Source organism: Stutzerimonas frequens (genome assembly GCF_024448335.1).
Taxonomy (GTDB): Bacteria; Pseudomonadota; Gammaproteobacteria; order Pseudomonadales; family Pseudomonadaceae; genus Stutzerimonas; species Stutzerimonas frequens.
Map to the genome: position 1 here is coordinate 61,304 of NZ_JAMOHM010000008.1, position 18,565 is coordinate 79,868.

Consider the following 18,565-nt stretch of genomic DNA (forward strand, 5'->3'; position numbering starts at 1 on the left):
CGGCGGCTATCGAAGGCGCAAATTTATTCGATAGTTATCCGGATTGATAGTGCAGTGAATGCGTTTATGACCGTTTAGGAACGCCGTTTATCGATATCTATCGATTAACGCTCGGCGATTCTCGCTTCGGCAGGCACGGCGGCAGATACAGGCCCAGATAGGCATCGAACACTCGCATGCCTTCCTCGGCCATGCGTGGCGTCAGGCTGCCGTACAGCTGTATGGATCGAGCATAGACGCGGTCGCCGAGTTCCACGGCCAGGGCGAATACATCGATGTCCTGCGGCAGCGGAGGCAGGGCGAAATGCCGCTCGAACACCGCCTGCATGGCCTGGCCGAGTTCCAGATCCAGGCGCTGGTCGGTCTGGGTGACTTCACCGAGACCGTGTTGCGCCAGGATCAGCTGGCGAGCGGCGCTGTCCTGCTCGTAGACCCTGAGCATGCGCTGTTCGATCAGCCGCGACAGGTCGCGCCAGCTGGTCAGGCTGCGGTGATCGATGGGCTGTTCGAGACTCGCTCTGAACGTCGCGTGCACATCCGCCGTAAGCGCCGCGAGCAGTGCCGGCACGCCGGAGAAGAAGTGATAGACGGAGGAAGGTGGAATGCCCGCATGCTCGGCGACCGCATACACCGACAACGTCGCGGCACCCTGCCCGGCGAGCAGTTCACGGGCGCTGGCGAGGATCTGGCGAATGCGCGCCTGGCTGCTGGCGCGTGGGCGGCGACTGGTGGTCGCGGGGCTGGGCTTGGTCATCGGCCTATTTGATGCCAGCCCGGCGGCGGATGCAAACCGCCGTGGCGGTCGCCCCGCAGCACACGGGCCCGCGGCTAGACGGTATGCAAATACCAGTTGTACTCGAGGTCCGAGATCGAATGCTCGAACTCGGCCAGCTCGCTCTCCTTGCACGCGACGAAGATGTCGATGTAATCGGGGCTGATGTAGCGCGCCATGATCTCGCTGTCGTCCAGCTCGCGCAGGGCGTCGCGCAGGTTGGTCGGCAGGCTCTGCTCGACCTGCTCATAGGAGTTGCCCTCGATGGGGTCATCCGGCTCGATCTTGTTGGTCAGGCCGTGGTGCACCCCGGCGAGGATGCCGGCAAGCAGCAGGTAGGGGTTGGCGTCGGCACCGGCGACCCGATGTTCGATGCGTACCGCGTCCGGGCTGTCGGTCGGCACGCGTAGCGCCACGGTGCGGTTGTCCATGCCCCAGCACGGCGCATTCGGCACGTAGAACTGCGCGCCGAAACGGCGATAGGAATTCACGTTCGGGCAGAGGAAGGCCATCGAGGCGGCCATGGTCTGCTGCAGGCCGCCGATGGCGTGGCGTAGCGGTTGACTGTCCAGCGGGTTCTCGGTGGCGAATATATTGTTGCCGTTCTTGTCGAGCAGCGAGATGTGCACATGCAGACCGTTGCCGGCCTGGCCCGGGTAGGGCTTGGCCATGAAGGTGGTGTCCATCTCGTGGTCGTACGCGATGTTCTTGATCAGCCGCTTGAGCAGCACCGCGTAGTCGCATGCCTTGATCGGATCGGCGACGTGGTGGAGGTTGACCTCGAACTGCGCCGGGGCGCTTTCCTTGACGATGGCATCGGCCGGGATGCCCTGTTCCTTGGCGCCTTCGAGAATGTCCTGCAGGCAGTCGACGTACTCGTCCAGGTCGTCGATCAGATAGACCTGGGTCGAGTGCGGGCGCTTGCCGGAGATCGGCGAGCGCGGCGGCTGTGGCCGGCCGTTGATGTTCTCCTGGTCGATCAGATAGAACTCCAGCTCGAATGCGGCGCAGATGGTCAGGCCCAGCTCGTCGAACTTGCTCACCACCTGGCGCAGCACCTCGCGCGGGTCGGCGAAGAACGGTGCGCCGTCGCGCTCGTGCATGGTCATCAGCAGTTGCGCGGTGGGGCGCTTCTGCCAGGGTTCCTTGGACAGGGTGTTGGGAATCGGGAAGCAGATACGGTCGGAGTCGCCGATGTCCATGCCAAGGCCCGTGCTTTCCACGGTGATGCCGTTGATATCCAGGGCGAACAGCGAGGCGGGGAGGTTGATGCCCTTCTCGTAGACCTTGTGCAGGCTGGCGCGCTCGATGCGCTTGCCGCGCACGACTCCATTCATGTCGGTGATCAGCAGATCGACGTACTGCACCTCCGGATGTTCCTTGAGAAATGCGTTAGCTTCGTTGAGCTGAACGGCACGCGGCGGGGCCATGATGAATTACCTTAATTGTTAAAAATTTCAATCATCAGATGCTTGTCTGGGAGTCAATCGAAAAGCCTGTTCACTGTCAATAGTAGCCGGCCAGCGCCCCATGAGTGCCCATGCTGGGCCTTTTTTGGGGCATCTGCCGTGTGTGTCGAGCGTCGCGCACGCGGCTGAAGTTCGGGCTATTGTCTATAAAAATGAACAAGACTACTCTCCGATATGCCCCATTCGAACGACGAGTATCCCATGTCGCGCAAGCCTCTGATCGGCGTATCGGCCTGCACCAAGCAGCTCGGCCACCACAGCTTTCATATAGCCGGTGACAAGTACCTACGTGCCGCGGCGATCGCCGGCGTGCCGCTGGTGATCCCGGCGCTGGACGAGCTGATCGATCCCGCGACCCTGCTGGAAAACTTCGACGGCCTACTGTTCACCGGCTCGCCGTCCAACGTCGAGCCACATCACTATGGTGGGCCAGCGAGCGAGCCGGGCACTCATCATGATCCGTTTCGCGACCGCCTCACCCTGCCGCTGATCCGCGCGGCGGTCGAGGCCGGCATTCCGGTGTTCGGCATCTGCCGGGGCTTTCAGGAAATGAACGTGGCCTTTGGCGGCACCCTGCACCAGAAAGTGCACGAAGCCGGCCCCTATCAGGATCATCGCGAGCGTCCCGAGGATCCGCTGGATGTGCAGTATGGTCTCAGCCATGCCTTGCATGTGCAGCCGGGCGGGCTGCTCGAGCGCCTCGGCCTACCGCCGCAGATACAGGTCAATTCGGTACACGGACAGGGTGTCGAGCGCCTCGGCGCCGGCCTGCGCATCGAGGCGCTGGCCCCCGACGGGCTGATTGAGGCATTTTCCGTGGAAGCCGCGCCGAACTTCGCCCTCGGCGTGCAATGGCATCCGGAATGGCAGGTCCACTCGCACCCGCACTATCTGGCGCTGTTCCAGGGCTTCGCCGAAGCCTGCCAGGCACGTGCACGACAACGCTGAGGCCGACCCCGTACGGCCACTTCCCAGCAACCCGAGGTCAACATGAGTATCAAGCTCGACCAGCTCACCGGCTGGCTGAAAGAACGCAAGATCACCGAAGTGGAGTGCCTGATCAGCGACCTGACCGGGATCGCTCGCGGCAAGATTTCACCGACCAACAAGTTTCTCGACGAGAAGGGCATGCGCCTGCCGGAAAGCGTGCTGCTGCAGACCGTGACCGGCGATTACGTCGAGGACGACATCTACTACGAACTGCTCGACCCGGCCGACATCGACATGTTCTGCCGGCCCGATCCGAACGCGGTGTTCCTCGTGCCCTGGGCGATCGAGCCCACCGCCCAGGTGATCCACGACACCTACGACAAGATGGGCAACCCCATCGAGCTGTCGCCGCGCAACATCCTCAAGCGTGTGCTGAAGATGTATGCCGATCGCGGCTGGCAGCCCATCGTCGCGCCGGAGATGGAGTTCTACCTGACCAAGCGCTGCGAGGACCCGGACCTGCCGTTCCAGCCGCCGATCGGTCGTTCCGGTCGCCAGGAGACCGGCCGCCAGTCGTTCTCCATCGATGCCGCGAACGAGTTCGACCCGCTGTTCGAGGACATGTACGACTGGTGCGAGGCGCAGGGCCTGGATCTGGACACCCTGATCCACGAGGAAGGCACCGCGCAGATGGAGATCAACTTCCGTCATGGCGAGGCGCTGCACCTGGCCGACCAGATCCTGGTGTTCAAACGCACCATGCGCGAGGCCGCGCTCAAGCACAACGTCGCTGCCACCTTCATGGCCAAGCCGATGACCGGCGAGCCGGGCAGCGCGATGCACCTGCACCAGAGCGTCATCGACCTCAACACCGGGCGCAACATCTTCTCCAATGAAGACGGCTCCATGAGCCAGCTGTTCCTGCACCACGTCGGCGGCCTGCAGAAGTACATCCCCGAGCTGCTGCCGATGTTCGCGCCGAACGTCAATTCGTTCCGCCGCTTCCTGCCCGATACCTCGGCGCCGGTGAACGTCGAATGGGGCGAGGAAAACCGCACCGTGGGCCTGCGCGTGCCGGATTCCGACCCGCAGAACCGCCGGGTGGAGAACCGCCTCGCAGGCGCCGACGCCAACCCCTACCTGGCCATCGCCGCCAGCCTGCTGTGCGGCTACATCGGCATGGTCGAGCAGCTGCCGCCGAGCCAGCCGGTCAAGGGCCGCGGCTACGAGCGACGCAACCTGCGTCTGCCGCTGACGCTGGAAGCGGCGCTGGAGCGGATGGAAACCTGCCGCGAACTGGAGAAATACCTGAGCCCGAAATTCATCACCGGCTACGTCGCGGTCAAACGCGCCGAGCAGGAGAACTATCACCGCGTGATCAGCTCCTGGGAGCGGGAATTCCTGATGCTGTCGGTGTAAGGCCGCTTCCGCCGGAGCCGGCCGCAGGGTGGATGCGATTTTGGCGTCCACCGACCATGCACGAACTTTAACGAGAGGTGACTGATGAGCGATTCGCAAACCCTGCACTGGCAAGCGCTGAGCCGCGACCATCACCTGCCGCCGTTCACCGACTACAAGGCGCTGAACGCCAAGGGCACGCGCATCATCACCCGCGGCGAGGGTGTGTACCTGTGGGACAGCGAAGGACACAAGATCCTCGACGCCATGGCCGGGCTGTGGTGCGTCAATCTCGGCTACGGCCGCGAGGAACTGGTCGAGGCAGCGACCCGCCAGATGCGCGAGCTGCCGTACTACAACCTGTTCTTCCAGACTGCCCACCCGCCCGCCGTGGCGCTGGCCAAGGCGATTGCCGACATCGCCCCGGCCGGGATGAATCATGTGTTCTTTACCGGCTCGGGGTCCGAGGCCAACGACACCGTGCTGCGCATGGTGCGCCATTACTGGGCAATCAAGGGCCGGCCGGAGAAGAAGGTGATTATCGGCCGCTGGAACGGCTATCACGGTTCCACGGTTGCCGGTACCAGCCTGGGCGGGATGAAGGCGATGCACGAGCAGGGCGATTTTCCTATCCCCGGCATCGAGCACATCGACCAGCCCTACTGGTACGGCGAGGGCGGCGACATGAGTCCGGAGGAGTTCGGCCTGCGCATCGCCGACCAGCTGGAGCAGAAGATTCTCGAAGTTGGCGAGGACAAGGTCGCCGCCTTCATCGCCGAGCCGATTCAGGGCGCCGGCGGCGTGATCATCCCGCCGGACAGCTACTGGCCCCGAATCAAGGAAATCCTTGCGCGCCACGACATCCTGCTGGTGGCCGACGAGGTCATCTGCGGTTTCGGCCGGACTGGCGAATGGTTCGGCAGCGACTACTACGGCCTCACCCCCGACCTGATGCCGATCGCCAAGGGCCTGACCTCCGGCTACATCCCCATGGGCGGCGTCATCGTGCGTGACGGAGTGGTGCAGACGCTCAACGAGGGCGGCGAGTTCTATCACGGCTTCACCTATTCGGGGCATCCGGTGGCCGCCGCGGTGGCGCTGGAGAACATCCGCATCCTGCGCAAGGAGAAGATCGTCGAGCGGGTCAAGACGAAGACGGCACCCTATTTGCAGTCTCGCTGGCAGGAACTGGTCGAGCATCCGCTGGTGGGCGAAGCCCGTGGTGTCGGTCTGCTCGGCGCGCTGGAACTGGTGAAAAACAAGAAGACCCGCGAACGTTTCGTCGATGCCGATGTGGGCATGCGCTGTCGCGAGCACTGCTTCCGCAACGGCCTGGTGATGCGTGCGGTCGGCGACACCATGATCATCTCGCCGCCGCTGGTGATCAGCGAGGAGCAGATCGACGAGCTGATCGGCAAGGTACGGCTGTGTCTGGATGCGACGGCCAAGGACGTGCGCGGTTGATTCGCGGCAGCCGGTGGAGGCTGGGCCAGGGTTGCCCTTCGCACCGCCGATTGCGCTCGGCTTGTTGAAAAAAAGGGCCTGACCTTGCCAGACTGCGCGCGTGCTGGAAGCCAGACCTACCACGGGGTGTGTCGATGCCGGCACACCCAGGCCGCCACGCTGTTCATGGCCTGTTCCACTGCCCCTACTAACGATGACAACAGGAGCTGCACGGATGAATCCCTTCGCCAAGACCCTACTTGCCATGACGCTGGCCGGCACCCTAGCCGGAGCTGCGCAGGCCCAGGAAAAGGTGCTGCACGTCTACAACTGGTCCGACTACATCGCCGAAGACACCCTGGAGAACTTCACCAAGGAAACCGGCATCAAGGTGGTCTACGACGTCTTCGACAGCAATGAGGTGCTGGAAGCCAAGCTGCTGGCCGGCAGCTCCGGTTACGACGTGGTAGTGCCCTCGAACCCCTTCCTGGCCAAGCAGATCAAGGCCGGTGTGTTCCAGAAGCTGGACAAGTCCAAGCTGCCGAACTGGGAAAACCTCGACAAGGACCTGCTCAAGGCGCTGGAACCGAGTGACCCGGGCAATCAGTACTCGATCCCCTACATGTGGGGCACCATCGGCATCGGCTACAACGTCGACAAGGTCAAGGCCGCGCTGGGCGACAATGCCCCGGTGGATTCCTGGGACCTGGTGTTCAAGCCGGAGAACATCGAGAAGCTGAAGTCCTGCGGCGTCGCCTTCCTCGACTCGCCGACCGAAATGCTGCCGGCTGCGCTGCACTATCTGGGCTATGCCCCGGACAGCGGCAAGGCCGACGAACTGAAGAAGGCCGAGGAGCTGTTCATGCAGATCCGTCCGCATGTGGCCTATTTCCACTCCTCCAAGTACATCTCCGACCTCGCCAACGGCAACATCTGCGTGGCGATCGGCTACTCCGGCGACATCTACCAGGGCAAGTCGCGCGCCGAGGAAGCGGCCAACGGGGTCAACGTCAGCTACAAGATTCCGAAGGAAGGTGCCGGCAGCTTCTTCGACATGCTGGCGGTGCCGGCCGACGCGAAGAACGTCGAGAGTGCCCACGTCTTCCTCAACTACCTGATGAAGCCCGAAGTGATGGCCTCCATCACCAACTACGTGCAGTTCCCCAACGGCAACGCCGCTGCTACCCCGCTGCTGGATGAGGCGATCCGCACCGACCCGGGCATCTACCCGAGCCAGGACGTGCTGAAGAAGCTGTACACCTTCCCCGATCTGGATCCGAAGACCCAGCGTGCCATGACGCGCAGCTGGACCAAGATCAAGTCGGGTCGCTGAGGCGACTGCGTACACCGGCCGGGCGATGCCGGCCGGTGCATGCACCCGATCCGGGCGCCGGGGCAATCCGCGCTTGGAACACCAGCACGAGGACACGGAATGCTTGAAGCCTTTGCAGCCACGTCATCTGCCCTCGTCTCCACCTGCCCTGAAACTGCAGTGGCAGTTGCACCAAATCTGTTGATTTCCAGAGGTTTTTCCAATAAATAGGCCGGCCTTTCCCGCCGGGACATGCGCGGCCTGTAACAAGAGGACTCATCCCATGCGCTCGACCCTCAAGTCGCTGATCGTCGCCGCCGCGGTAGCCGGAGCGACAGCCGCCCAGGCTGCCACCGTACATGTCTACAACTGGTCGGATTACATCGGCGAAACGACGCTGGAAGAGTTCGAGAGGGAGACGGGGATCAAGCCCGTCTACGATGTCTTCGACTCCAACGAAACCCTGGAAGGCAAGCTGCTCGCCGGCCGCAGCGGTTACGACGTGGTGGTGCCCTCCAACCATTTCCTCGGCAAGCAGATCCGCGCCGGCGCCTTCCAGAAGCTGGACAAGTCCAAGCTGCCGAACTGGGAAAACCTCGATCCGGCCCTGCTCAAGCAGCTGCAGAAGAACGACCCCGGCAACGCCTACGCGGCGCCTTATCTGTGGGGCACCAACGGCATCGGTTACAACGTCGAGAAGGTCAAGGCGGCGCTCGGCGTCGACAAAATCGACTCCTGGGCGGTGATCTTCGAGCCGGAGAACGCTGCGAAACTGGCCAGCTGCGGCATCGCCTTCCTCGATTCGGCCGATGAGATGATCCCGGCCATGCTCAACTACCTGGGCCTGGACCCCAACAGCGAGAACGCTGCGGATTATCGGAAGGCCGAGGAGAAGCTCCTGGCCGTGCGGCCGCATGTGCGTTATTTCCACTCGTCGAAGTACATTTCCGACCTCGCCAATGGCAATATCTGCGTCGCCGCCGGGTTCTCCGGTGATGTGTTCCAGGCCGCCGCCCGCGCCGAGGAAGCCGGCAAGGGCATCGAGATCGCCTACGCCATTCCCAAGGAAGGCGGCAACCTCTGGTTCGACATGCTGGCCATCCCTGCCGATGCCAGCAACGTCGACGAAGCCCACGCCTTCATCAACTACCTGCTGCGTCCCGAGGTGATTGCCGCGGTGAGCGACTATGTCGGTTACGCCAATCCCAACCTCAAGGCCGGCGAGCTGATGGATCAGGAGGTGCGGCAGGACGCGTCGGTGTATCCGCCGCAGGAAACGCTCGACCGGCTTTACGTTTCGGCCGAGCTGCCGCCAAAGGTTCAGCGGCTGATGACGCGCACCTGGACCAAGGTGAAATCCGGCAAGTGAACTCCGGAGCGGTTGCGCTTGGCCCGGCCTGCCTTGGCCAAGCGCAGCCCGCTCTGCCGGGGTGTGCCAGCAGGCGTGCCCGCTGCAACGATCATTAGATTTCCGGCAATGGCCGGGCCAACCTTTTTCATTTCGGGAGTTCGCGCATGGCCGTTGCCTCCAGCGCCTACAAGAAAGCCCTCAGTGGCGAGAGCAAGAACAAGCAGGTGCTGCTGAAGATCGACCGCGTCACCAAGAAGTTCGACGAAACGGTGGCGGTCGATGATGTCTCGCTGAGCATCCACCAGGGCGAGATCTTCGCCCTCCTCGGCGGCTCGGGTTCGGGCAAGTCGACGCTGCTGCGCATGCTCGCCGGCTTCGAGCGGCCCACCGAGGGGCGCATCTTCCTCGACGGACAGGACATCACCGACATGCCGCCCTACGAGCGGCCGATCAACATGATGTTCCAGTCCTACGCGCTGTTCCCGCACATGACGGTGGAGCAGAACATCGCCTTCGGCCTGAAGCAGGATGGCCTGCCCAAGGCGGAGATCGAGGAGCGGGTGAAGGAAATGCTCGGCCTGGTGCAGATGGCCCAGTACGCCAAGCGCAAGCCGCATCAGCTGTCGGGCGGGCAGCGCCAGCGCGTCGCCCTGGCGCGCTCGCTGGCCAAGCGGCCCAAGCTGCTGCTGCTCGACGAGCCGATGGGCGCGCTGGACAAGAAGCTGCGCTCGCAGATGCAGCTCGAGTTGGTGCAGATCATCGAGCGTGTCGGCGTTACCTGCGTGATGGTCACCCACGACCAGGAAGAGGCCATGACCATGGCCGAGCGCATCGCCATCATGCATCTGGGCTGGATCGCCCAGGTCGGCAGCCCGATGGATATCTACGAGACGCCGGCGAGCCGTCTGGTCTGCGAGTTCATCGGCAACGTCAACCTGTTCGACGGCGAGCTGGTCGAGGACATGGGTGACCACGCCATCATCGCCTCGCCCGGTCTGGAGAACCCGATCTACGTCGGCCACGGGATCAGTACCCGCGCCCAGGACAAGCAGATCACCTACGCGATCCGCCCGGAAAAGCTGCTGATCGGCACCGAACTGCCGGAACTGGAGCGCCCGGGCTACAACTGGGCCAAGGGCGTCGTGCACGACATCGCCTACCTCGGCGGCCACTCGGTGTACTACATCAAGCTGCCGTCCGGCGGAGTGCTGCAGGCCTTCATGGCCAACGCCGAGCGCCACGTGAAGCTGCCGACCTGGGAGGAAGAGGTGTACGTCTACTGGTGGGATGACAGCGGCGTGGTGTTGCAGGCATGAAGCGCTCGCCCCTGAACACCGGGCGCCGACTGGTCATCGGCGTGCCCTTCCTGTGGCTGATGCTGTTCTTCCTGCTGCCCTTTGCCATCGTGCTGAAGATCAGCTTTGCCGAAGCGGATGTGGCCATTCCGCCGTACACCGACATCTTCGCCTATGCCGACCAGCAGCTGCAGGTGCTGATCAACCTGGGCAACTACATCTTCCTCAGCGAAGACGAGCTGTATCTGGCGGCCTACCTGGGCTCGCTGCGGATCGCCTTCTTCAGCACGCTGCTCTGCCTGCTGATCGGCTATCCGATGGCCTATGCCATTGCCCGTGCGCGAAAGGACCTGCAGACGGTCCTGCTGCTGCTGATCATGATGCCGACCTGGACCGCCATCCTGATTCGCGTCTATGCCTGGATGGGCATCCTCAGCAGCAACGGCATACTCAACGGACTGTTGCAGGGGCTCGGCCTGATTGATGCGCCGCTGCAGATTCTCAACACCGATATGGCCGTGTACATCGGCGTGGTCTATTCCTACCTGCCGTTCATGATCCTGCCGCTCTACGCCAACCTGGTGAAGCACGACCCGAGCCTGCTCGAGGCAGCTTCCGACCTCGGCGCGCGCAACCTCACCAGCTTCTGGAAGATCACCGTGCCGCTGTCGAAGAACGGCATCATCGCCGGCTGCATGCTGGTGTTCATTCCGGTGGTGGGTGAGTTCGTCATCCCCGAGCTGCTCGGCGGTCCGGAGACGCTGATGATCGGCAAGGTGCTGTGGCAGGAGTTCTTCAATAACCGCGACTGGCCGGTGGCCTCGGCACTGGCGGTAGTGATGCTGGCGATCCTGCTGGTACCGATCATCCTGTTCAACCGGAACCAAGCCAAGGAACTGGAGGGCAAGCTATGAGGCGCTGGAGCTTTTCCAACCTGATCCTGGTGCTCGGGCTGCTGTTCATCTACCTGCCGATGGTCATCCTGGTCATCTACTCGTTCAACGCCTCGCGGCTGGTGACGGTGTGGGGTGGCTGGTCGCTGAAGTGGTACGCCGGCCTGCTTGACAACTCCCAGCTGATGGGCGCGGTGATGCGCTCGCTGGAGGTCGCAGCCTACACCGCGATTGCCGCGGTGGCGCTCGGCACCATGGCCGCCTTCGTGCTCACGCGTATCCCGGTATTCCGCGGTCGCACGCTGTTCGGTGGCCTGGTCACCGCGCCGCTGGTGATGCCTGAGGTGATCACCGGTCTGTCGCTGCTGCTGCTGTTCGTGGCGATGGCGCAACTGGTCGGCTGGCCCGCGCAGCGCGGGCTGGTGACCATCTGGATCGCTCACACCACGTTCTGCTCGGCCTACGTTGCGGTGGTGGTGATGGCGCGCCTGCGCGAGCTCGACCTGTCCATCGAGGAAGCGGCGATGGACCTCGGTGCGCGGCCGTGGAAGGTGTTCTTCCTGATCACCATGCCGATGATCGCACCGTCGCTGGCGGCGGGCGGCATGCTGTCCTTCGCCCTGTCGCTGGACGATCTGGTGCTGGCCAGCTTCGTCTCCGGCCCCGGCTCGACCACCCTGCCGATGGAGATCTTCTCCGCCGTGCGCCTGGGGGTGAAGCCGGAGATCAACGCGGTGGCCAGTCTGATCCTGCTCAGCGTGTCGCTGGCCACCTTCCTTGCCTGGTATCTCACCCGGCGTGCCGAGAAGCGCCGCATCCGCGCGATGCAGCAGGCGATGGATGAAACCGCTGGCAGTCCCACCTGGCGCCAGGTGATCGACAGCCGCAAGGTGCTGGTGCCACCCTCGGCGCATAGCTGAGCGTTACCGGGAAGCGAAAAAGGGCGCAGCGGTGCGCCCTTTTTCGTGGCGCCTAGGAAGCCATCACCGGCGTACCTACGCTGCCGCTAAGCCTCAACCCTGCCAGTCACAGAAACAGGCCACCGCCAGGGAGTGGGTCGCGCGCACCTTGCGCCCCGCAAGCACCGCTTCGAGGATCGGCTCGACGAAGCTGTTGTCCGAACTGCACACCGCCCCCTCGCTGTAGGGCCCGATATAGACGAGCTCACCATGCTGGTCCCAGATGCCTACCGCGGGGCTGGCCGGCAGCTGTTCGGCACCGATGAGCCCCTCCAGCGCTTTCAGCGAGGCCAGTGGTTGCGGCAGGCGGCCCTGGCTGCCGGGCTTGCGCATCTCGTAGAAGGCGACCGGCTGATCGGCGAAGCGTTCGAGCAGCTCCTGCAGATGCTGCTGGTTGCCGACATTGCACGGGCAGCCGGGATCCCAGAAGTGCACGAAGCGGACCGGGCCGGGTCCTTGCAGGGCGGCGGGCAGCTGCAGCGCATCACCCGAGAACAGCTCGGCGCGCTCGCCCTCGAAAGTGCGTAGATAGCGCGCCTCGAACCACCAGAACGCAGCCAGCATGGCACCGGCCCACAGCAGGGCGATCAACGCGGCGATCAGATACTTGCGGCGACTAGTCATGACGGAACCCGGGAAAAGGTGCGCAAGCTTGCCATGCGGCGATGCAGAGCTGAATATCCCAGCTCAACGCAATCGAAGAATGTCCATGTCCGCGCGTATCCAGCCCGAGCGTCTGCGCAACAGCCTGCCGGCTCTGTCCGAAGCCGTCGAGGCGAGCGTCGAGACCCTTCACTATCAGGCCTACTACGGCCTCGATCTACCCCATCGTCGGTCCATTCAGCGCCGCCTGGGGCGCTTTCGCGTGCACGACTACGATGTCGTCGCGCAGGCCTGGTGGCCGGAACAGCCGCACGCCAGCCTGCTTATCCTGCATGGCTACTACGACCACATGGGCCTGTATCGGCATGTGGTCGATTGGGGGCTGGAGATGGGCTTCGCCGTGCTGGCCTGCGACCTGCCAGGCCACGGCCTGTCCAGCGGGCCCGTCGCCAGCATCAACGAGTTCGACGAATACCAGGCGGTGCTGGCCGGACTGTTCGAGCAGGCTCGCCAACTCGATCTGCCGCGGCCCTGGCATCTGCTTGGCCAGAGCACCGGCGGCGCCATTGCTCTGGACCACCTGTTACACCAAGCGGAGAACCCGGACCTCGGGCGGACCATCCTCCTCGCGCCGCTGGTACGGCCAAGGGCCTGGTTGCGCTCGCGCTTGAGCTATGAGCTGCTGCGGCCGTTCGTGCGGCAGATTCGTCGCTCGTTCAGCGACAATTCCGGCGACCCGGCCTTCCTCGAGTTCGTCCAGACGCGCGATCCGCTGCAGGCCGATATTCTGCCCACCGCCTGGGTTGGTGCGCTGTCGCGCTGGATTCCGCGCATCGAAGGCGCCGCCGACAGCGCGCATGCGCCGCTGATCGTGCAGGGCGAGGCCGACATGACGGTGGACTGGCGGCACAACTTGCCGATTCTCGAAAGCAAGTTCGCCGCTGCGCAAATCCTGCGCCTGCCCGATGCGCGGCATCATCTGGTGAACGAGCGCGAGGAGATACGTCGCGCCTATTTCGATTTTCTCCGCGAGCGTCTCGGCTAACGCCGGCCGGTCAGATGCCCTGTTGCGGCTCCAGCTCGGTGCCGCTCATGCCCACGGCGAGGCCGGCACGCAGGGCCTGCAGTGCGGCCTGGTAGTACGCCTTGCCGTCATCGGAGCGGGCGAACTCAAGGTATTGCTCGAGCTCAGCATCGGACAGATCGCGGTAGACATACAGCAGCGTGTTATCCAGGTCGCCCTCGATCTGCTCGATCATCCGCTGGCGCTGACTGCTCAGTAGACTCTGCGCCTGGTTGCCGCCGAGCAGCCCGGGAATCATCTGGCTGAGGCTGTCGGCGGCGACACCGGCCAGCGCCAAGCTGACTTCGGCACCCGCTTCGCTGGCCGGCAGCGCCTGCGCCAGATGGCGGATCAGCAGCTGCCGGTTGCTGCCCGCTTCCATCCGCGGCAGGCCTGAAGCGTGCTGAGCCAGCTGTTCGCGGCGAGCGGCAAGCACCTCTGCCGAAACGATCTTGCGGCCCAAGGTCGACTGGAAGAACTCCAGCGCCGGTTGCGGCTCGGCCAAGTGCTCGCGCAGCGCCTGCTGCGCGCGCTGGTCGATGGCGTGCGAGGCGAAGCGGCGGTTGCTGTTGGTCACCAGGGTCTGGAATACCGCGGGCGGCAATGTGTCCTTGTAGCGCTGCTGCGCGGCGGTCAGCGCATCGGAGAAATTGGCCCGCTGTTCGGTCCAGCCGGCGGTCTCGTAAAGTTCTTCATAGGTGTCGGCGAAGCTGGCGAGGCTGAAAGTCAGCAAGACACAGGTCAAGAGGGCGCGCATGGAAACTCCTGTCTGGCGGGCGGTTCATTTTCCGTGCCCCGACAGCCGCTTGTCGAGGCGCGCGAATGTGGCTGTGATTGGCACAGCGAGGCAGCTTGTGGTGGAGTCTCAACAGACCCTAGACTCCTGCGGTATCCCTTCGGAGTCACTTCCTTGCAGTTCTCTTCGATCATCGACGACCTCGCCGAGCGCGGCTGGTCGCTGCAGAGTTCTTTCCTTCCCAGTGATGTGACCCACAAGCTGGCCGACGAGTGCCGCAGACGCGAGGCCGAGGGCGCGCTGGCGCCCGCCGCGGTCGGCCGCGGCGAGGCGCAGGCGGTGCGCGAAGGCATTCGCAGCGACCATATCCAGTGGCTGGAGCCAGGCCAGTCGGCGGTCTGCGACGACTACCTCGGGCTGATGGACGGCCTGCGCCAGCAGCTCAACCGCGAGCTCTTCCTCGGGCTCGAGGAGTTCGAGTGCCATTTCGCCTTCTACCCGCCGGGCGCCTTCTACCAGACCCACCTGGACCGCTTTCGCGATGACGACAGCCGGTCGGTCACCGCCGTGCTGTATTTGAATCCGGATTGGCAGCCCGCCCACGCTGGCGAACTGCGGATGCACCTGGCCGACGGCTCGCAGCTGGACGTGCCCCCGCTGGCCGGCAATCTGGTGGTGTTCCTTTCCGGCGATTTTCCCCATGAAGTGCTGGTGACCCAGGCCGACCGTCTGTCGCTGACTGGCTGGTTCCGCCGGCGACCGGCAGATGTGCTGGCGCTCTGACGAGCCCGTACCGGCATTCGCGCGGACAAAAAAAGCCCGGCACAGGCCGGGCTAAAGGGAAGTCAGTGCTTCGTGCTACATGCCGAGCATGTTCGGTAGACCCAGGGAAATCGACGGCACGTAGGTGATGATCACCAGGAAGCTCAGCATCAGTGCCAGCCATGGCAGCACCGCGCGGATCACCTGGGTCACTGGCATGCCGGTCACCGCTGAGGCGACGAACAGATTCAAGCCCACCGGTGGCGTGATCAATCCGATCTCCATGTTCACCACCATGATGATGCCGAGGTGGATCGGGTCGATGCCCAGCTGAACGGCGATCGGGAACAGGATCGGCGCCAGGATCAGGATGATCGCCGACGGCTCCATGAAGGCCCCGGCGACCAGCAGCACGATGTTCACCACCAGCAGGAACATCCACGGCTGCAGCCCGGCTTCGATCACCCAGGCGGTGATCGCCTGCGGAATCTGCTCGGTGGTCAGTACGTGGGCGAAGAGCATGGCGTTGGCGATGATGAACATCAGCATGATGCTCAGCTTGCCGGACTCCAGCAGCACCTTCGGGCACTCGCGCCAGCTCAGGTCCTTGTAGACGAACAGCGCGACGAAGGCCGAATACACCGCCGCGACGGCTGCCGCTTCGGTGGGCGTGAACATGCCCGAGTAGATGCCGCCGAGGATGATCACCATCAGCAGCAGGCCCCAGACCGCCTTGCGTGCGGCGGACAGCCACTCGCGGAAGCTGGCGCGCGGCAGTGCCGGCAGGTTCTTTTTCACCGCGATGATGTAGATCGCCAGCATCAGCGCGCCGCCGAGCAGGATGCCCGGGACGACACCGGCCATGAACAGCTTGCCCACCGAGGTTTCGGTGGCAGCGGCGTAGACCACCATGACCACCGACGGCGGAATCAGGATGCCCAGGGTACCGGCGTTACAGACGATGCCGGCGCCGAAGGCCTGCGGGTAACCGGAGCGCACCATGCCGGCGATGGCAATGGAGCCGACCGCGGCCACGGTGGCCGGCGACGAGCCGGACAGCGCGGCGAACAGCATGCACGCCAGCACCGCACCGATCGCCAGACCGCCACGGATGTGGCCGACGCAGGCATTGGCGAAGTCGATCAGGCGACGGGCCACCCCGCCGGTGGTCATGAAGGCGCCGGCCAGCAGGAAGAACGGGATTGCCAGCAGGGTGTAGTGCTCGGAGGTCTCGAACAGCTTGATCGCCAGCGAGCGCACCGAGTCCTGGCTGAAGATCATGATGGTCAGCGAGCCAGCCAGGCCGAGGGACACGGCCACCGGCACGCCGATGAACATCAGCACGAAGAGGGCGACGAACAGGAACAGGATGGTCATTACTTGGGCTCCTCTTCGCCATGCTTCAACGCATCGGCCGCTTCATCGGCGAGGCCGAGGCCGGTCTGCTCGTTGCGCAGGATACGTACGAAGATTTCGGCGAAACGGATGAACACCATGGCGAAGCCGAACGGCACGATCATGCCGATGTGCCACTGCTTGATGCCGATATGGCCCAGGTCTTCGGCGCCGATGTTGGCGATGAACAGGGTCTGGATCCACTCGAAGCTGGCCACGGTCAGCAGGCCGGCGTAACCCAGGCAGAACAGGCAGGCGATGATGCCGATGACACGCTGGATATGCCGCGGTGCCAGCTTGACCAGCGCATCGACGCCGATGTGGCCGGCGGTGCGCACGCCATAGGCGAGGCCGGAGAAGATCAGCCAGGCGAACAGCGCCTTGGTCAGCGCGGTGCTCCAGGTCATGGACTGGGCCAGCCCGATGATGAAATCACCGATGGCGAACCAGAAGTCGGCGCTTCCCTCGAAGCGGTCGCCCAGGTCGTAGAAAAGGGTGTAGAGGTTGTTGAGGATCACGTAAACGAAGGTCACCAGTGTCATGGCGGCCAACAGAAAGGCGATGAAACCTTCCTCGAAGTGGTCCCAGACGCGCCAGAGGGCGTTCATGGATGACATCTCCCGATGGACTGCTTGTTGTATCGAAGGCAGCACGGAGGTGCGCCGTGAACCAGCCAGGGCAGGCTGGGGGACAGAGCAATGAAAAACTCTTGTTGTGACTGTCGAAGCGGCGCGGCCCGGGATCGCCTCGGCCATGCCTGTCAGCCCTTGGTGCGGGCCTCATCTTCTTCAGCTGCTGTGTTTTTTCACTGAGCTGTCGGTATCGCTGGGTAGTACAGCAAAGGGGCGGGGAGCCCGCCCCTCGGCAAAGGCTTACTTAGCCTGGTTGGCAGCTTCGGCGGCCTTGATCAGGTCAGCACCGATTTCGCCTTCGAACTTCTTCCACACCGGCTTCATGGCTTCGCGCCACTTGGCACGCTCTTCCGGAGTCAGCACAAGAATCTCGGTGGTGCCAGCGGCCAGAATGTCAGCCTTGGCTTTCTGGTTCAGGTCGTCGGCCTGCTTGTTCACCTCAACAGTGACTTCTTCCACGATCTTTTCCAGCTCGCCACGCACATCGGCAGGCAGGCCGTTCCAGAACTTGGTGTTGGTGATCAGCATGTAGTCCAGCAGGCCATGGTCGGACTCGGTGATGTGCTTCTGAACTTCGTGCATCTTCTGCGAGTAGATGTTCGAGTAGGGGTTCTCGGCACCGTTGACCACGCCGGTCTGCAGGCCCTGGTACACCTCGGCGAAGCTCATCTTGCGCGGGTTGGCACGCAGCGCCTTGAACTGCTCGTCCAGCACGGCCGACGCTTGTACGCGGAACTTCAGGCCGCGTGCGTCTTTCGGCTCACGCAGTTCCTTGTTGGCCGACAGCTGCTTCATGCCGTTGTGCCAGTAGCCCAGGCCGGTGATGTTCTTGTCTTCCATGGAACGCAGCAGGCTCTGGCCGGCCTCGCTCTTCTGGAAGCGGTCGACTGCCGCGATGTCATCGAACAGGAACGGCAGGTCATAGACCTGAACGCCCTTGGAGTAGTGTTCGAACTTGGCCAGCGACGGGGCGATCAGCTGAACGTCGCCCAGCAGCAGGGCTTCCATTTCCTTGCCATCACCGAACAGCGAGGAGTTCGGGTAAACCTGCACCTCGACCTTGCCCGGCAGACGCTCTTCCACCAGTTTCTTGAACATCAGGGCGCCCTGGCCTTTCGGCGTATTTTCGGCGACCACATGCGAGAACTTGATGGTGATCGGGTCAGCCGCGTGGGCCAGACCAGCGATGCTCAGCGACAGGGCGCATGCCAGCGCCTTGGCAGTCAGTTTGAACATTGGATGTTTCCTCTTGTTGTGGATGGAGCGCCACGGGGCGTCTCCGGCAGGAACCGGCAGGGCAAGTCTAGGCGGCAAATGCGCAGGGCGATGGCCGGTTGCGACTCGTTCCATTCAGTTCGTTGGGTTGCAGGAGCAATGCCTGTGCCAGAAGCAGCAGTACCTCCTGTGCGCCGGAAGTTTACCCAGCCGATGGTTGAACTTTGTATGTCGGATTATCGACAAGCGCGTCTAGGTCGCACCTTTTCACGATTCCAGCGGCGGCCGTGAAGCGTCGAAGGCGATGCAGGGGAGCAAAGCGGAACCGTTGAAAGGC

General features: G+C 63.6%; 17 protein-coding genes. 10 read left to right on the top strand and 7 right to left on the bottom strand.

Annotated features, from left to right (window positions below; genetic code table 11):
• Positions 1-97: 97 nt before the first annotated feature.
• Positions 98-754, bottom strand: a complete 657-nt coding sequence (locus NAO55_RS12745; RefSeq protein ID WP_102839162.1) for a TetR/AcrR family transcriptional regulator — start codon at positions 752-754, stop codon at positions 98-100.
• Between the two features lie 74 nt (positions 755-828).
• Positions 829-2,202: a glutamine synthetase family protein gene (locus tag NAO55_RS12750; protein WP_256431901.1), complete on the bottom strand. Its 1,374-nt coding sequence runs from the start codon at positions 2,200-2,202 to the stop codon at positions 829-831.
• Positions 2,203-2,442: 240 nt separating this feature from the next.
• Here NAO55_RS12750 and NAO55_RS12755 point away from each other — a divergent pair, with 240 nt between their 5' ends.
• The 8 genes from NAO55_RS12755 (at position 2,443) to NAO55_RS12790 (ending at position 11,783) form a co-directional block, all read left to right on the top strand.
• Complete coding sequence (locus tag NAO55_RS12755) at positions 2,443-3,189, top strand: gamma-glutamyl-gamma-aminobutyrate hydrolase family protein (RefSeq protein ID WP_102839164.1); 747 nt, start codon at positions 2,443-2,445, stop codon at positions 3,187-3,189.
• 42 nt (positions 3,190-3,231) lie between these two features.
• Entirely contained in the window at positions 3,232-4,590 is a 1,359-nt protein-coding gene (locus tag NAO55_RS12760) for a glutamine synthetase family protein (protein WP_063540313.1), read from the top strand.
• 84 nt (positions 4,591-4,674) lie between these two features.
• Positions 4,675-6,033: an aspartate aminotransferase family protein gene (locus NAO55_RS12765; RefSeq protein WP_102839165.1), complete on the top strand. Its 1,359-nt coding sequence runs from the start codon at positions 4,675-4,677 to the stop codon at positions 6,031-6,033.
• 214 nt (positions 6,034-6,247) lie between these two features.
• Positions 6,248-7,345, top strand: a complete 1,098-nt coding sequence (locus NAO55_RS12770; protein WP_063540315.1) for a polyamine ABC transporter substrate-binding protein — start codon at positions 6,248-6,250, stop codon at positions 7,343-7,345.
• A 262-nt stretch (positions 7,346-7,607) separates the two neighbouring features.
• Positions 7,608-8,693 carry a polyamine ABC transporter substrate-binding protein gene (locus tag NAO55_RS12775; protein ID WP_063540316.1) on the top strand — a complete coding sequence of 362 codons (1,086 nt, stop codon included), beginning with the start codon at positions 7,608-7,610 and terminating at the stop codon, positions 8,691-8,693.
• 146 nt (positions 8,694-8,839) lie between these two features.
• Positions 8,840-9,991: a polyamine ABC transporter ATP-binding protein gene (gene potA / locus NAO55_RS12780; RefSeq protein WP_102839166.1), complete on the top strand. Its 1,152-nt coding sequence runs from the start codon at positions 8,840-8,842 to the stop codon at positions 9,989-9,991.
• Positions 9,988-10,884 carry an ABC transporter permease subunit gene (locus NAO55_RS12785; protein WP_102839167.1) on the top strand — a complete coding sequence of 299 codons (897 nt, stop codon included), beginning with the start codon at positions 9,988-9,990 and terminating at the stop codon, positions 10,882-10,884. Before potA ends, NAO55_RS12785 begins: the two co-directional genes overlap by 4 nt.
• Complete coding sequence (locus NAO55_RS12790) at positions 10,881-11,783, top strand: ABC transporter permease subunit (protein WP_102839168.1); 903 nt, start codon at positions 10,881-10,883, stop codon at positions 11,781-11,783. The genes NAO55_RS12785 and NAO55_RS12790 overlap by 4 nt, the downstream gene beginning before the upstream one ends.
• 93 nt (positions 11,784-11,876) lie before the next feature.
• Here NAO55_RS12790 and NAO55_RS12795 read toward each other — a convergent pair whose 3' ends face one another.
• Positions 11,877-12,446, bottom strand: a complete 570-nt coding sequence (locus NAO55_RS12795) for a DUF6436 domain-containing protein (RefSeq protein ID WP_102839169.1) — start codon at positions 12,444-12,446, stop codon at positions 11,877-11,879.
• An 85-nt stretch (positions 12,447-12,531) separates the two neighbouring features.
• Between NAO55_RS12795 and bipL the strand changes: the two genes are divergently transcribed.
• Positions 12,532-13,470, top strand: coding sequence for a phospholipase BipL (gene bipL / locus NAO55_RS12800; RefSeq protein WP_102839170.1), 939 nt, complete (start codon positions 12,532-12,534; stop codon positions 13,468-13,470).
• Positions 13,471-13,480: 10 nt separating this feature from the next.
• Here the strand turns inward: bipL and NAO55_RS12805 are convergent, their stop codons facing one another.
• Entirely contained in the window at positions 13,481-14,245 is a 765-nt protein-coding gene (locus tag NAO55_RS12805) for a DUF2059 domain-containing protein (RefSeq protein WP_102839171.1), read from the bottom strand.
• A 153-nt stretch (positions 14,246-14,398) separates the two neighbouring features.
• On the opposite strand from NAO55_RS12805, the gene NAO55_RS12810 reads away from it, so the two are divergent.
• Positions 14,399-15,007, top strand: a complete 609-nt coding sequence (locus NAO55_RS12810; protein WP_102839172.1) for a 2OG-Fe(II) oxygenase — start codon at positions 14,399-14,401, stop codon at positions 15,005-15,007.
• A 75-nt stretch (positions 15,008-15,082) separates the two neighbouring features.
• Here NAO55_RS12810 and dctM read toward each other — a convergent pair whose 3' ends face one another.
• The 3 genes from dctM to dctP all read right to left on the bottom strand — a co-directional run bounded on the left by dctM (position 15,083) and on the right by dctP (position 18,249).
• Positions 15,083-16,363 carry a C4-dicarboxylate TRAP transporter large permease protein DctM gene (dctM, locus tag NAO55_RS12815; RefSeq protein WP_063540324.1) on the bottom strand — a complete coding sequence of 427 codons (1,281 nt, stop codon included), beginning with the start codon at positions 16,361-16,363 and terminating at the stop codon, positions 15,083-15,085.
• Positions 16,363-16,989, bottom strand: a complete 627-nt coding sequence (locus NAO55_RS12820) for a TRAP transporter small permease (protein WP_063540325.1) — start codon at positions 16,987-16,989, stop codon at positions 16,363-16,365. The genes dctM and NAO55_RS12820 overlap by 1 nt, the downstream gene beginning before the upstream one ends.
• Before the next feature lie 264 nt (positions 16,990-17,253).
• Positions 17,254-18,249, bottom strand: a complete 996-nt coding sequence (dctP, locus tag NAO55_RS12825) for a C4-dicarboxylate TRAP substrate-binding protein DctP (protein ID WP_063540326.1) — start codon at positions 18,247-18,249, stop codon at positions 17,254-17,256.
• Between the last annotated feature and the right edge of the window lie 316 nt (positions 18,250-18,565).

Bases quoted from the DNA above. Each gene is read 5' to 3' on its own strand.
- NAO55_RS12790 (WP_102839168.1), top strand. From the start codon at position 10,881: ATGAGGCGCTGGAGCTTTTCCAACCTGATCCTGGTGCTCGGGCTGCTG.
- NAO55_RS12755 (WP_102839164.1), top strand. From the start codon at position 2,443: ATGTCGCGCAAGCCTCTGATCGGCGTATCGGCCTGCACCAAGCAGCTC.
- NAO55_RS12745 (WP_102839162.1), bottom strand. From the start codon at position 754: ATGACCAAGCCCAGCCCCGCGACCACCAGTCGCCGCCCACGCGCCAGC.
- NAO55_RS12785 (WP_102839167.1), top strand. From the start codon at position 9,988: ATGAAGCGCTCGCCCCTGAACACCGGGCGCCGACTGGTCATCGGCGTG.
- NAO55_RS12775 (WP_063540316.1), top strand. From the start codon at position 7,608: ATGCGCTCGACCCTCAAGTCGCTGATCGTCGCCGCCGCGGTAGCCGGA.
- NAO55_RS12795 (WP_102839169.1), bottom strand. From the start codon at position 12,446: ATGACTAGTCGCCGCAAGTATCTGATCGCCGCGTTGATCGCCCTGCTG.
- NAO55_RS12760 (WP_063540313.1), top strand. From the start codon at position 3,232: ATGAGTATCAAGCTCGACCAGCTCACCGGCTGGCTGAAAGAACGCAAG.
- bipL (WP_102839170.1), top strand. From the start codon at position 12,532: ATGTCCGCGCGTATCCAGCCCGAGCGTCTGCGCAACAGCCTGCCGGCT.
- NAO55_RS12805 (WP_102839171.1), bottom strand. From the start codon at position 14,245: ATGCGCGCCCTCTTGACCTGTGTCTTGCTGACTTTCAGCCTCGCCAGC.
- potA (WP_102839166.1), top strand. From the start codon at position 8,840: ATGGCCGTTGCCTCCAGCGCCTACAAGAAAGCCCTCAGTGGCGAGAGC.
- NAO55_RS12765 (WP_102839165.1), top strand. From the start codon at position 4,675: ATGAGCGATTCGCAAACCCTGCACTGGCAAGCGCTGAGCCGCGACCAT.
- NAO55_RS12770 (WP_063540315.1), top strand. From the start codon at position 6,248: ATGAATCCCTTCGCCAAGACCCTACTTGCCATGACGCTGGCCGGCACC.
- NAO55_RS12820 (WP_063540325.1), bottom strand. From the start codon at position 16,989: ATGAACGCCCTCTGGCGCGTCTGGGACCACTTCGAGGAAGGTTTCATC.
- dctP (WP_063540326.1), bottom strand. From the start codon at position 18,249: ATGTTCAAACTGACTGCCAAGGCGCTGGCATGCGCCCTGTCGCTGAGC.
- NAO55_RS12750 (WP_256431901.1), bottom strand. From the start codon at position 2,202: ATGGCCCCGCCGCGTGCCGTTCAGCTCAACGAAGCTAACGCATTTCTC.
- dctM (WP_063540324.1), bottom strand. From the start codon at position 16,363: ATGACCATCCTGTTCCTGTTCGTCGCCCTCTTCGTGCTGATGTTCATC.